Origin of the sequence: Mycobacterium sp. IS-1590 (assembly GCF_001500025.1) — a bacterium.
Taxonomy (GTDB): Bacteria; Actinomycetota; Actinomycetes; order Mycobacteriales; family Mycobacteriaceae; genus Mycobacterium.
The window spans coordinates 40874-54130 of record NZ_LQIW01000045.1; the positions used below are offsets into that span (position 1 = coordinate 40874).

The following is a 13257-nucleotide window of genomic DNA, read 5'->3' on the forward strand; positions in this document are numbered from 1 at the left end:
TCACTATATTGATCCGCATACCGGTTCACAAAGATTCGGTATACGGACCAAGGAGGTCCCGATGGCGCTCCCATCTGGCCGTTCCTTCACCCGCGCCGACGACGGGTACGAGGCTGCCCGGCGCGCGACCGTCTGGAACGCGCGCACTCCCGACCGTTATCCCGACGTGGTGGTGCAAGCCGCCGATGTCGACGACGTCGTCGCCGCTCTGCGCTATGCGGCCGCGCACGACCTTCGCGTCGGCGTGCGCTCGGGTGGTCACAGTTGGGCGGGCAACCACGTGCGCGACGGCGGGATGCTGCTCGACGTCAGTCGGCTGAACGACTGCATCATCGACGCCGAGCGCATGACCGCGGTGGTCGGACCCGGAAAAGGCGGCAGCCTGCTGGCCGCGGACCTGGAGGCGCACGACCTGTTCTTCCCGGCCGGGCATTGCAAGGGGGTGTGCATCGGCGGATATCTGCTGCAGGGCGGATACGGTTGGAACAGCCGGATCCTCGGACCGGCGTGTGAAAGTGTCATCGGACTGGATGTGGTGACCGCCGACGGCGAGCGGATCCACTGCAGCCCCGACAGTCACCCCGATATGTACTGGGCAGCAAGAGGTTCAGGGCCCGGCTTCTTCGGTGTGGTGACCGCGTTCCACCTCAAGCTGTATCGGCGCCCAGCGATCTGTGGCAGCAGCCTGTACGTGTATCCCATCGAGTTGGCCGATGAGATCTTCACCTGGGCCAGGGCGATCAGTGCCGACGTCGACCGACGGGTCGAGTTGCAGATCGTCGCGTCCCGGAGCGTGCCCGGTGCAGGAATCGAGCAGCCGGGAATCGTCATGGCATCACCGGTGTTCGCGGACTCCGAGGATGAGGCGACAAAAGCGTTGGCGTTGCTCGACACCTGCCCGGTCCGTGAGAAGGCCCTCGTCGCGGTCCCATACGCACCCGCCGACCTCGCGACTTGGTACGAGGGGGTGATGAGCAACTATCCGACCGGGTACCGCTACGCCACCGACAACATGTGGACGTCGGCATCGGCCAACGAACTGCTGCCAGGGATCCGCCGCATCATCGAGACCCTGCCCCCGCACCCGTCGCACTTTCTGTGGTTGAACTGGGGCCCCGCGCCGACTCGTCAGGACATGGCGTACAGCCTCGAGGACGATATTTATCTTGCGCTGTATACGGTTTGGCGCGACGCCGCCGACGACGATCGCTACGCGGACTGGGCCTGCTCGAACATGGCATCGATGGCGCATCTGGCCACAGGCATCCAGCTCGCCGACGAGAACCTCGGCCAGCGGCCGGCTCGATTCGCCACCGACGATGCGATGACCCGCCTGGATCGCGTTCGCGCGCAGTATGACCCCGACGGGCGGTTCCACAGCTGGATGGGCAGGGTGTGACATGGAGTCCTACCTCGGCTATCGCGATGACGACTTCGCCGTCGAGTTCTCGGAGTTCTACAACCCCGAGATAACTGCTCTTCCAGGGCATGTCGTCGAGGCGCTACAGCACGGTCCCCAGGCGGAGCCGACGTTGCCGGCGTTCGACGACATCGTCGCGATGCGTGTCGACGGATATCAGCAGACCGAGAACGGATACGGCGTCCTGCGTGACGGCGGCATCCAGGTGTCGGTACGCACCGACATGCCCGGCGTCACCCCGGCGATGTGGGACTGGTGGTTCGGGTGGCACGGCCATGATCCGCGCCGCTACAAACTGTGGCATCCCCGCGCGCACGTCTCCGCCCGCTGGGACGACGGCGGTGGCGAAGGGGGATACGTCGGACGGACCTCTCTGGTTCAGGAGTACCTCGGGTCGTCGTTCACCCGGCCGGCGATCAGGTTCGTGCGGCCGTCCGAAGTGGGCCTCGGCGACCTGAGCGACGGGGTGGCGATCTGCGCGCGTCTCGGGTCAAGCGATGTTCCGGTCGATGTCGGCTGGCTGGTGCATCAGGTCCGCGCGACGCCCGACGGTGCCGAGATGCGGTCGCGGTTCTGGATGGGCGGCAGGCATGTGCGTGTCCGCCACGGAAACAGGTTGACGGACAAGGTGATTCGCCCCGTCGCGGCGCGTCAGCTTCCGAATCCGCGTGATCTGATGGTGCACTGCGCGCAGGAGATGAACCATCTCGCCGGCTTCCTTCCGGAGCTTTTCACGCGATTCTCCGGGCACTGATCGCCACGGTGTGTTACGCAGGCCTATGTCGAGATCGATGATGGTGGCCGTCGCTGCCGTCGCTGCCGTCGCTGCCGTCGCTGCAGCCGTGGTCATGGCTCCCGTCACGCACGCGGACCGCCCCGAACCGCCGCCGCTGTACGGGTTCTACGACGTGTTCATCGACTTCTCGAAGCAGACGTTCAACGGCCGGCCGACACCGATGAACCCCATTACGTTTCCCGTCGAACTCACCACCCAATGTGATGTGAACGGTTGCGTCGCACGCTGGAACAACGAGGACGACCAGGCCCGCAATCCGGGCGCTCCGCCGGTTTACGAGTACCGGTGGACCGGCGACCGGTGGACGACAAGCGGCGAGTATCCCTACCTGTGCGATCGCCACGACCCCGCCAGCGCGGTGAAATCCACACGCTCGGACTACCTGATCCCCAATCCGGACGGCAGCTTCTTCGGGCAGCGAACCCTCGTCGTCGAGGGGGCCGGGTGCCCGGGCGAAGGCCCGGGAACCCACTGGCTGCCTTTTTCTCTGACTCCCATCGACCCGCCACCTCCGTAGTCGTCGTTTAACGCGCTGCCGGCCGGGGCATCAGCCAGAGGTGGACTTCGGATTCCGACGCGGGATGCCGACGGTGGAGTTACGCAGCGACGCTGCTCCCGACGCGGTGTGGGATGTCATCACCGACCTCGACACCTGGCCGCAGTGGGGGCCCACCGTGTCGGGCGCCGAGCTGGACGAGACCGGGGCCATGCACCTCGGGTCACAAGGCAGGGTGTTCACGCCGGTCGGGGTGGCGCTGCCGTTCACCATCACCGAGTTTCGCCCCCGCCGCTGCTGGGCGTGGAAGGTCGCCGGCGTCGGTGCGACGCGACATGAGGTGATCGCCGAAAACGGCGGATCCCGAATCGTGTTCGGCGTGCCGTGGTGGGCGACCGCATACCTGCCCGTGTGTGCGATCGCGCTGCCGCGGATAGCCCGGCTGGCGTCCGCGCGACAAACTGGCTGATTTCGGCGACATCCGGCGCGGCGCTGTGCTATTCAGGGCCGCAGAGTTCTCAGGCCGTGGAGGGCTCCGACGAAAAGGAGCTCCGGTGAAGTCGAAAGCACTGGCCGTCGCCGTGGGCATCGGCTGTATCACGGTGGCGCCGGCACCCGTATCCGTCGCCGATCGCCCCGAACCCGCGCCGATCTACGGCTACTACAACGCCCTACTCGATCACGCGAGACAGACGTTCAACGGTGCACCGGCCGTCGCGCAGCCGGCCACCCAGCTCGGCCTGTTCACCACTGCCTGCGATGTCAACGGTTGCATCTCCCGCTGGTTGAGGGAGACGGCGATCTCCCAAGACCTCTACGCGCCAGCGCAATTCGAATACCGCTGGAACGGCGATCGGTGGGAGTCCGCCGGCGAGTACCCCTTCTACTGCAATCCCGACGGCAGCGGCGGCACCGTGACGACGCAGCGTTCGGACTGGCTCAGACCCAACGGCGACGGCAGCTTCTCCGGTGAGCGCACGTTCACGGTGCCCGCACCGGGATGCCCGGGCCAGGGGCCGGGCACGTACTGGTTGCCCATCGCGCTGACGCCGACCGATCCGCCGCCGCCTCGATAGCCGTCGTCAGGCGGGACGGCGAGCGCGCTATCCGCAGACCGCGCCGACCGCCGCCGACCCGACTAGCTTCGTGTACTTCGCCAACACGCCGGTGGTGTAGCGCGGCGGCAGCGGCTCGAAACCGGCCTTGCGGGAATCGAACTCCGCGGGATCGACGAGGACATCGAGCGTGCCGTTGGCCACGTCGAGGCGGATGCGGTCGCCGTCCTGCAAGAACGCGATCGGACCGCCGTCGACGGCTTCGGGCGCGACGTGGCCGACGCACAGGCCGGTCGTCCCGCCGGAGAACCGGCCGTCGGTCATCAACAGCACGTCCTTGCCGAGACCGGCGCCCTTGATGGCGCCGGTGATCGCCAGCATCTCGCGCATCCCGGGTCCACCCTTGGGGCCCTCGTAACGGATGACCACGACGTCACCGGCCTGGATCGTGCCGTCCTCGAGCGCATCCAGCGCAGCGCGCTCCCGCTCGAAAACCCTTGCGGTGCCCTCGAAGACGTCGGAGTCGAAGCCCGCAGACTTGACCACCGCGCCCTCCGGCGCCAGCGAGCCGTGCAGGATCGTGATGCCGCCGGTCGGATGGATGGGGTCGCTGAGCGCGCGCAGCACCTTGCCGTCGGGATCCGGCGGCGCGATGTGGCGGAGGTTCTCGGCCATGGTCTCACCGGTGACCGTCAGGCAGTCCCCGTGCAGCAGACCGGCATCCAGCAGTGCCTTCATGACGACCGGGACGCCGCCGATGTGGTCGACGTCGAACATCACGTGCTTGCCGAACGGCTTGACGTCGGCCAGATGGGGCACCTTGGCGCCCACGCGGGTGAAGTCCTCGAGCGTCAGTTTGACGTTGGCCTCGTGGGCGATCGCCAGCAGATGCAGCACGGCGTTGGTGGACCCGCCGAACGCCATCACCACGGCGATCGCGTTCTCGAACGCCTCCTTGGTGAGGATGTCGCGCGCGGTGATACCGCGCCGCAGCAGGTCGACGACGGCCTGCCCGCTGCGCCGTGCGAACCCGTCGCGGCGGCGGTCGGTGGCCGGCGGCGCCGCGCTGCCCGGCAGCGACATGCCCAGCGCCTCGGCGGCCGAAGCCATCGTGTTCGCGGTGTACATACCGCCGCAGGCGCCCTCGCCGGGGCAGATCGCGCGCTCGATCGCGTCGACGTCCTCGCGGGGTATCAACCCGCGCGCACACGCGCCGACCGCCTCGAACGCGTCGATGATCGTCACCTCGCGTTCAGTGCCGTCCGACAGCTTGGCCTTACCGGGCAGGATCGACCCGGCGTAGAGGAACACGCTGGCCAGGTCCAAGCGCGCGGCGGCCATCAACATGCCGGGCAGCGACTTGTCGCATCCGGCCAGAAGCACCGAGCCGTCCAGGCGTTCGGCCTGCATGACTGTCTCGACGCTGTCGGCGATCACCTCGCGCGAGACCAACGAGAAGTGCATGCCCTCGTGGCCCATCGAAATCCCGTCGGACACCGAGATGGTGCCGAATTCCATCGGGAATCCGCCCGCGGCGTGGACGCCGTCCTTGACGGCCTTGGCCAGCCGGTCCAGCGACAGGTTGCACGGGGTGATCTCGTTCCACGACGAGCCGACCCCGATCTGCGGCTTGGCGAAGTCGTCGTCCTCCATGCCCACCGCGCGCAGCATCCCGCGGGCGGCGGCCTTCTCCAGGCCGTCGGTGACGTCGCGACTGCGGGGCTTGATGTCGGGCTCCGCCCGACGGCGGGTTTCGGTGTCGGGGGTTTCTGAGGGCATCGAACAAGTATGCCTTCGGTGGTTTCGCCCGGCCAAACCGTTATTCATACCCCCGAGGGGTATGGAGTACCATCGGGCGCATGCCGTCGCTGATCGCTCGCCTCGCCGCTGTCCTGCTCGCCCTCGCCACCGCGCTGATGCTCGCATCCTGCACCAGCACCCCGGCCTCTGACGGACACACCGACCACCAGCATCCCGACGAACCGGTGATCAGCGGGCAACCGGCCGGCTACAACGCCGCCGACGTCGCCTTCGCAACTGACATGATTCCGCACCACGAGCAGGCCGTCGAACTGTCGGCGCTGGTTCCGGAGCGCTCGGTGAATCCGGAGTTGAAGGCGCTCGCCGATCAGATCTCGAAGGCCCAGGAGCCCGAGATCCGCACCATGCAGGTGCTGCTCGTGCAGTGGAAGGAGAACCCCGACGCCGCCACCGGGCACGGCGGTCACGAGGGCCACGGCGGTGCGATGCAGGGCATGGTCGACGACGCCACCATGGCCAAGCTGCAGACGCTGTCGGGCGCCGAGTTCGACACCCTGTGGCTGCAGTCGATGATCGCCCACCACCAGGGTGCGATCGAGATGGCCCGCGCCGAACTCGACAACGGCGAGAACGCCGACGCCAAGCGGCTGGCTCAGACCATCGTCGACACGCAGCAGGCGGAGATCGACCAGATGAATCAGATGTTGAGGGGCTGAACATGACCGCGACGCATGGCTATTCGCAGCAGAAGGAAAACTACGCCAAGAGGTTGCGTCGAATCGAGGGTCAGGTTCGCGGCATCGCGAAGATGATCGAGGACGACAAGTACTGCATCGACGTGCTCACCCAGATCAGCGCCGTCAACAGCGCACTGCAGTCCGTCGCGCTGGGTCTGCTCGACGAGCATCTCGGACACTGCGTGGCCCAGGCGGTCGCCGAAGGCGGTGACCAGGCCGACACGAAGCTGGCCGAGGCCTCCGCCGCCATCGCGCGGTTGGTGCGCTCCTAGCCGCCCAGGGCCTCGTCGATCCGCCGTACCTTCGCCGACAACTGATCGGTGTGGCCGGGGCGGATGTCGGCCTTGAGCACCAGGCTCACCCGCGGTGAGGAAGCGGCCACCGCGTCGACGGCCCGCCTCACGACGTCCATCACCTCGTCCCAGTCACCCTCGATGTTGGTGAACATCGCGTTCGTCTCGTTCGGAAGCCCCGACTCGCGGACCACCCTGACCGCTTCGGCGACCGCGTCGCCCACGCTGTCGTCGCCTCCCGTCGGGCTCACGCTGAAAGCCACAATCATGGGACAAGCCTGCCACCGGAGGGCGGCTCGGTAGCTGCGCTGTTAACAGTGAGCGCCCATGAGCGATGAACAGTGCAGGTCACGAGTGTGGCGTGAGTGTTTGCCCGGAGGGGAGAGGCGCGCCATCGGCCGGGGAGGCCCGGGGCGTTATGCCACACTGGTTGGAGTTCTGCGACTGGGAGGTTGTGTATGCGCAGGGTAAAGCGCAGTCGGCTGCTCACTGCGATCGCGGCGGCCAGCGTCGTCGGGGGGATGCTCGCCAGCCCGTCCGCGCTCGCTCAGCCCGGTGTTCCGCCGCCACCACCGCCGGCGCCGGTCGATCCGGCCGTCGCCGCGGCGCCGCCACCCGCGCCGGCCTTCCCGCCGCCCCCGGCGGACCCGTTCGCCGCACCCGCGCCACCGGCACCGCCGGCCCCGGCCGCCGAGGCTCCGCCCCCTCCGCCGCCGTCGAACCCGTTCTTCGCCCCGCCCGATCCGCTGGCTCAGCAGCAGCCGATTCCGGAGGGCACGCCGGCCGGACAGAACCCCACGCCGTACGTCGGCGCACCGGTGTTCGCGCCGCCGTCCTTCAACCCGACCAACGGTTCGATCGTCGGCGCCGCCAAACCGATCTACATCAACTTCCAGCGGCCGATCGCCAACCGTCAGATGGCCGAGAGTGCGATCCACATCTCGTCGAACCCGCCCGTTCCCGGCCGGTTCTACTGGACCAGTGATACCCAGGTGCGGTGGCGTCCGCAGGACTTCTGGCCCGCAGGCACGGTGGTCAACATCGACGCCTCCGGCACCAAGTCCAGCTTCACCGTGCCCGAGCAGCTCGTCGCCACCATCGACAATGACTCCTTGCAGATGTATGTCCATCGCAACGGCGAGCTCGAGAAGACGTTCCCGGTGTCGATGGGCAAGAAGGGCCACGACACCAAGAACGGCACCTACTACGTCCTGGAGAAGTTCGCCGACATCGTCATGGACTCCTCGACCTACGGCGTGCCCGTGGACTCGCCCGAGGGCTACAAGCTCAAGGTGAAAGACGCCGTGCGCATCGACAACAGCGGTGTTTTCGTTCACAGCGCCCCGTGGTCGGTCGGTTCGCAGGGCGAGAGCAACGTCAGCCACGGCTGTATCAACCTGAGCCCGGCCAACGCCAAGTGGTTCTTCGACAACTTCGGCAGCGGTGACGCCGTGGTGATCAAGAATTCGACCGGCATCTACAACCAGCCCGACGGCGCATCCGACTGGCAGATGTTCTGAGGCGGGCGCCGAGACTACGGTTTTTGATGGGAATCGCGAGTAACCCCGTCAAAAACCGTAGTCTCGCGGCGTTCTGGGGCCGCTAGTTCCAGATGTGGACGCGTCGTTCGGGTTCCAGGTAGAGCGCGTCGTCCTCGGTGACATCGAACGCTTCGTAGAACGCGTCCATGTTGCGGATCACACCGTTGCACCGGAACTCCGGCGGTGAGTGCGGGTCGATCGCCAGACGCCGGATGGCTTCGGCGTCACGGGATTTCGTCCGCCACACCTGAGCCCAGCCGAAGAACACCCGCTGCTCACCGGTCAGCCCGTCGATGACCGGCGCGGGCTCACCCTTCAGCGACAGCCGGTAGGCCAGCAGCGCGATCGACAGCCCACCCAGGTCACCGATGTTCTCGCCGACGGTGAAGGCGCCGTTCACGTGGTGCCCGTTGCTCAGCTGCCGGGGCACGTATTCGTCGTACTGCTCGATCAACTTCTTTGTCCGCGCGCCGAACTCGGTGCGGTCCTCGTCGGTCCACCAGTCGACGAGGTTGCCGTCGCCGTCGTACTTGGCACCCTGATCGTCGAAGCCGTGCCCGATCTCGTGGCCGATGACCGCGCCGATGCCGCCGTAGTTGGCGGCGTCGTCGGCGTCGGCGTCGAAGAAGGGCGGTTGCAGAATCGCCGCAGGAAAGACGATCTCGTTCATGCCCGGGTTGTAGTAGGCGTTGACGGTCTGCGGCGTCATGAACCACTCGTCGCGGTCGACGGGCCCGCCGAGCTTGCGCAGCTCGCGCTCGTATTCGAACGCGTAGCCGCGGCGGTAGTTGCCGTAGAGGTCGTCGCGCTCGATCACCAGACCCGAGTAGTCGCGCCACTTGCGCGGATACCCGATCTTGGGCGTGAATTTGTCGAGCTTGGCCAGCGCCTTCTCCCGCGTCTGCGGCGTCATCCAGTCCAGCGAGTTGATGCTCACGCGGTAGGCCTCGCGGATGTTGGCGACGAGCTCGTCCATCCGCTCCTTGGCGTGCGGCGGGAAATGCCGCTGCACGTACAACTTTCCGACCGCGTCGCCCAGCAGGCTCTCCACCACCGACACGGCGCGCTTCCACCGGTCGCGGATCTGCTCGGTGCCCGAGAGTCGCCGGCCGTAGAACGCGAAGTCCTCGGCGACGAGGTCGTCGGTCAGCAGGAAGGCGCGGGCATGGATCACGCGCCAGCGCAGCCAGCGCTTCCAATCCTCGAGATCCCCGCCGGACCACTCGGCGGCGAACGCGGTGAGGTAGTCGGGTTGGCGCACAACGACTTCTGCGGCGTTCTCTGGGGTGGTACCGAGTTCGGACACCCAGCCCGACCAGTCGAAGCCCGGCGCTTCGGTCGGCAGGTCGGCGAAGGTACGCAGGTTGTAAGTGAGGTCGGCGTCACGCCGCTTGACGACGTCCCAGTGCGCGGCGGCCAGCTTGGTCTCCAACGCCACGATTCGGGCTGCGGTTTCGGTGTGATCACCTGCGCCGTAAACCAACTCGAACATCGCCGCGATGTGCTGAGGATAGGCGGCGAGGATTTCGGCGTGCTGCTCGTCGCGGTAGTACGACTCGTCGGGTAGGCCCAGGCCGGACTGGGTCAGGTGCAGCAGGTAGCGGGTCGAGTCCTTGGAGTCGGTGTCGACGTACACGCCGGTTCCGCCGCCGATTCCGGTGCGCTGCAACGCGCCGAGCACCCGCGCCAGCGACTCGGGGGAGTCGGCAGCGTCGACCGCCGCGAGTTCCTCGAGCAGCGGCTGCACACCCCGCGCGGCGACGGCCTGCTCGTCCATGAAGCTGGCGTACAGATCGCCGATGCGCTGTTGGTCGGTCCCCGTCGCCGCGTTCGCCGCTGCGGCTTCGGTGATGAGGTCGCGCACGTGTTCCTCGGCTCGGTCGTACAGCGAGCGGAACGCGCCGTCGGTGGCTCGGTCACCGGGCATCTGGTACTCGGTCAGCCAGCGGCCGTTCACGTGGCCGAACAGGTCGTCTTGCGGGCGGGCGTCGGTGTCGACGTAGCTGAGGTCGATGCCGGATCTGATTGCTTCTACCGTCACCCCACCAGGGTGCCAGAACGCGCGGCCGCTGTTGCTGGCCGCTGCGGCACCGCCAGCCCTGCCAGCGTTTCGGCGATGCGGTCGAAGGCGTTTATCGTGCGGATCTCGCGGCTCAACCGGCGCGCCGCGGCGCGGTAGGCGGGCGTGCCCAGCACCGCGTCGACTGAGCCCACGATCTCGGCGCGGCTGGGCCGCGACGTGCCCAGGTTGATCCCCGCCCGCGCGTAACCCACCCGGGCGGCGACCTCCGGTTTGTCGGCCGAACCGCCGGCGACGATCAGAGGTATGCCGTGCGAGAGCGCCTGGTGCACGCCGCCGTATCCGCCGTTGGTGATCATCACGTCGACGTGGGGCAGGAGTTCGGCATAGGGCAGGAAGTCGGTGATGCGCGCGTTGGCGGGCACGCGGCCGGGAATCGTCGTGCGGCCCTCATGGCCGGTCGTCGCGACCACCAGCAGATCTTCGCGGCCGGCGAGCGCCTCGACCGTGGGCACGACGAGCGCGCCGAGATCGTCGTTGTCCCATGTGCCCTGGCTGACGTGGACGACCGTGCGCGGATCGCCGGCCGGATCCCACGGCAGCCCGCGCTTGTCCGCGGGCTTCGGTATCACCGGGCCGGTGTACACGACGTTCGCCGGCAGATCGCTGCGCGGATACTCCAGCGACGGCACCGTGAACTGCAGGAGCCGGTCGGCGAGCACGGGCCAGTCCGTCAGGAACACCGGGGACGCCGGGGCGCCGACGGCGGCGAGTTCGGCGTTCAGGTCACTGTGGACGTCACCGAACAACACCCGGTGCGTCACCCACGTCATCGCTTCGTAGTTGAGGTCCGAGCGCGGGGTCCACGCCGGTCCGAACGGCGGTGCGTCGGCACTCGACAAGGTCAGCGGGCCGACCCCGCACACCAGGATCCACGGCCGGGGCCGGTGTCCGGTCAGCAAGGGCAGGGCTCCGGTGAAGGCGACGTCGCACAACACCGCGTCGAAATGGTCATGGCTAAGCGCCTTGCGCAACGCCCAGTACTGCGCGGCCAGCGGCTCGATGAACACCGAGCGCATCTCGGTTCGCCCCCGGTACCAGCGGTCCAGCAGCGCCGGCAGAACACGCATGTCGCTGCCGTTGCGCTTGGGGCGAGCCGCGCCCGGCAGCTCCAGGGCCGCCAGGCCCAGCCCGGTGACCGCATCCTTGTGTTCGGCGCCGGTCAGCACGGTGACGCGGTGACCGCGCTGCACCAGGTCCGCGCCGACGTGCAGCATGGGCATGACATGCCCGGGGATCGGGCTGGCGGCAATCAGGTAGTTGGCCACGCATCCCTTTCCTTCGCCGGTCGCAAGCCTGCATACCCGTCTTGTCGTTTCTCCAGTGCCGGGTGGATGTGACGTTGACCGCTCACGGGCGTTCGGCCCGCAGCCCGGTAGCCTCACGCGCATGCCCGAGGACGAGCCCACTGCAGTCGAGGACGGTTCCGTCTTCACCAAGTACGGCATCGCGTCGGCGGTGCTGGGGCTGATCGCGGTCGTGGCGGTGGCGTTGGCCGCTTTGATCTGGACCCAGCACCACGACCACACCGACGAGTTGCGCTACCGCGCCCGCGTCATGCAGACCGCGGTGGACTGGACCAACGTGCTGATCAACATGAGCAAGGACACCGTGCAGGCCGACATGAATCGGCTGCACGAAGGCACCGTCGGCCAGCTGAACGCGGACTTCGACGCGGCCGTCCAGCCGTACCGCAAGCTCGTGCAGACCCTGCAGTCGCAGACCACCGGGCAGATCGACTCCGTCGCGGTCGAATCGATCTACCACCCGCCGCCCGGCCCGGACGGGGCGCAGCCGCGGCGACCTCAGCCCGAACTCGCGGAGTTCGCAGCACGCACCGACACCGTCATGGTGGTGGCCACATCGGTCAGCCAGAACGTGGGCGGCGGGGAGCCCAGGACGGTGCGCTGGAATCTACGGCTCGACGTGTCCGATGTGGACGGCACGCTGAAGATCTCGCGGCTGGAGCCGATCCGATGAGGAATGTCTTGCGGGTCGCCGCGTTCGATGTCGCGGCTCCGCTGGCCGCGATCGCGGCGCTGGTGTACATCGGCATCGCGCTGGCGTGGCCGCTGTGGTGGGTCTCGGTCTGTTCGGTGCTGTGTTTGTTGATCGTCCAGGGCGTGGTGGTCAACGCGGTGCTGGCGCGCCGCGACGCGGTGACGGTCGGCACCGACGACGACGGCCCGGGCCTGCGGCTGGGAGTGGTCGCGGTCGCGACGGCGGCGCTGGGTGCCGCGGTGCTCGTCGGCTATCTGAAGTGGACCGTGCCCGACCGGGCGCTGCGCAACGACAGCACCGAGGTCGTCGGCATCGCCAGCAGTGTGGCCGAAGCGTCGGCCACGTTCACCCCGCAGAGTCCGACCGCGTCGATCGACCGGGCCGCGGCGATGATGTCTCCGGAGCGCGCCGACGCGTTCAAGAATGAGTTCGCCACGGTGGCAAAGGATTTGGCGAACCGCAACGTGTCGGCCCAGGCGAGCACCGTCTCAGCGGGCGTCGAGGCTATCGGCCCGGACGCCGCGAGCGTCGCGGTGATCCTGCACGCAACGCAGAATTCGCCGGGGAAACCGCCGGACACCGCCGTGCTGGCGTTGCGGGTCACGTTGTCCAAGGCCGACGGTCGGTGGTTGGTCGACAACGTGTCGCCGATCCACGCGCGGTGACGCCGGGCGGCTAACGGAGCAGTCGGGCGTGGTCGACCTTGATGCAGCGGTCCATCACGACCTGTAACCCGGCCGCCTCGCCGTCGCGGGCGACCTGCTCGTCCCACAGTCCGAGTTGCAGCCACAGCACCTTGGCTCCGACGGCGATGGCGTCCTGCAGCACCGCAGGCAGGTGCTCACGCCTGCGGAACACGTCGACGAGGTCGGGCACGACAGGCAGATCGGCCAGCGACGGGTAGACCGGGGTGCCCTCGATGTCGCTGACGGTCGGATTGACCAGGTACAGGTCGTAATCGGCGGCCGCCTTGAGGTAGGTCCAGATCTCGTGGCTGGCGCGGTCGGGGTTCGGCGACGCGCCGACGATCGCCACCCTGCGGGTGTCCCGCAGAATCTGTTCGAGGTCCATTCCCGG

15 protein-coding genes are annotated in these 13257 nt (G+C 67.8%); 10 read left to right on the forward strand and 5 right to left on the reverse strand.

The annotated features are described in order from the left end of the window. The first annotated feature begins 61 nt into the window (after window positions 1-61). From AU197_RS19670 to AU197_RS19690, 5 genes are all read left to right on the forward strand, one after another. Window positions 62-1399 (forward strand): FAD-binding oxidoreductase, encoded by a 1338-nt coding sequence (locus AU197_RS19670; protein ID WP_064404622.1) that lies wholly within the window; start codon window positions 62-64, stop codon window positions 1397-1399. 1 nt (window position 1400) lies between these two features. Continuing rightward, window positions 1401-2174 (forward strand): DAPG hydrolase family protein, encoded by a 774-nt coding sequence (locus tag AU197_RS19675; protein ID WP_064404624.1) that lies wholly within the window; start codon window positions 1401-1403, stop codon window positions 2172-2174. Between the two features lie 25 nt (window positions 2175-2199). Further along, complete coding sequence (locus tag AU197_RS19680) at window positions 2200-2733, forward strand: MBOE_33420 family protein (RefSeq protein WP_082696759.1); 534 nt, start codon at window positions 2200-2202, stop codon at window positions 2731-2733. Window positions 2734-2797: 64 nt separating this feature from the next. Beyond that, entirely contained in the window at window positions 2798-3181 is a 384-nt protein-coding gene (locus AU197_RS19685) for an SRPBCC family protein (RefSeq protein ID WP_064405048.1), read from the forward strand. An 85-nt stretch (window positions 3182-3266) separates the two neighbouring features. Beyond that, the gene (locus tag AU197_RS19690) at window positions 3267-3788 is read left to right on the forward strand and encodes an MBOE_33420 family protein (protein ID WP_502687892.1); all 522 of its coding nucleotides are present in this window, start codon (window positions 3267-3269) and stop codon (window positions 3786-3788) included. 27 nt (window positions 3789-3815) lie between these two features. On the opposite strand, the gene ilvD is transcribed toward AU197_RS19690, so the two are convergent. Further along, window positions 3816-5546, reverse strand: a complete 1731-nt coding sequence (ilvD, locus tag AU197_RS19695) for a dihydroxy-acid dehydratase (RefSeq protein WP_064404626.1) — start codon at window positions 5544-5546, stop codon at window positions 3816-3818. Between the two features lie 80 nt (window positions 5547-5626). Here ilvD and AU197_RS19700 point away from each other — a divergent pair, with 80 nt between their 5' ends. After that, window positions 5627-6244, forward strand: coding sequence for a DUF305 domain-containing protein (locus AU197_RS19700; RefSeq protein ID WP_064404628.1), 618 nt, complete (start codon window positions 5627-5629; stop codon window positions 6242-6244). A 2-nt stretch (window positions 6245-6246) separates the two neighbouring features. Then, window positions 6247-6537 (forward strand): copper-sensing transcriptional repressor RicR, encoded by a 291-nt coding sequence (gene ricR / locus AU197_RS19705; protein ID WP_064404629.1) that lies wholly within the window; start codon window positions 6247-6249, stop codon window positions 6535-6537. Here the strand turns inward: ricR and AU197_RS19710 are convergent. After that, the gene (locus AU197_RS19710) at window positions 6534-6827 is read right to left on the reverse strand and encodes an MTH1187 family thiamine-binding protein (protein WP_064404631.1); all 294 of its coding nucleotides are present in this window, start codon (window positions 6825-6827) and stop codon (window positions 6534-6536) included. The two genes, ricR and AU197_RS19710, sit on opposite strands and share 4 nt — an antisense overlap. Window positions 6828-7016: 189 nt before the next feature. On the opposite strand from AU197_RS19710, the gene AU197_RS19715 reads away from it, so the two are divergent. After that, the gene (locus AU197_RS19715; RefSeq protein WP_064404633.1) at window positions 7017-8078 is read left to right on the forward strand and encodes a L,D-transpeptidase; all 1062 of its coding nucleotides are present in this window, start codon (window positions 7017-7019) and stop codon (window positions 8076-8078) included. Between the two features lie 82 nt (window positions 8079-8160). On the opposite strand, the gene AU197_RS19720 is transcribed toward AU197_RS19715, so the two are convergent. Next, window positions 8161-10140, reverse strand: coding sequence for a M13 family metallopeptidase (locus AU197_RS19720; RefSeq protein WP_064404634.1), 1980 nt, complete (start codon window positions 10138-10140; stop codon window positions 8161-8163). Continuing rightward, window positions 10137-11447 (reverse strand): glycosyltransferase, encoded by a 1311-nt coding sequence (locus tag AU197_RS19725; RefSeq protein ID WP_064404636.1) that lies wholly within the window; start codon window positions 11445-11447, stop codon window positions 10137-10139. The genes AU197_RS19720 and AU197_RS19725 overlap by 4 nt, the downstream gene beginning before the upstream one ends. Before the next feature lie 121 nt (window positions 11448-11568). On the opposite strand from AU197_RS19725, the gene AU197_RS19730 reads away from it, so the two are divergent. Together AU197_RS19730 and AU197_RS19735 are read left to right on the forward strand one after the other, a co-directional pair. Next, window positions 11569-12159 carry an Rv1363c family protein gene (locus AU197_RS19730; protein WP_064404638.1) on the forward strand — a complete coding sequence of 197 codons (591 nt, stop codon included), beginning with the start codon at window positions 11569-11571 and terminating at the stop codon, window positions 12157-12159. After that, entirely contained in the window at window positions 12156-12845 is a 690-nt protein-coding gene (locus tag AU197_RS19735) for a hypothetical protein (RefSeq protein ID WP_064404640.1), read from the forward strand. The genes AU197_RS19730 and AU197_RS19735 overlap by 4 nt, the downstream gene beginning before the upstream one ends. A 10-nt stretch (window positions 12846-12855) precedes the next feature. On the opposite strand, the gene AU197_RS19740 is transcribed toward AU197_RS19735, so the two are convergent. Further along, window positions 12856-13251, reverse strand: coding sequence for a CoA-binding protein (locus tag AU197_RS19740; RefSeq protein ID WP_064404642.1), 396 nt, complete (start codon window positions 13249-13251; stop codon window positions 12856-12858). Window positions 13252-13257: the final 6 nt, after the last annotated feature.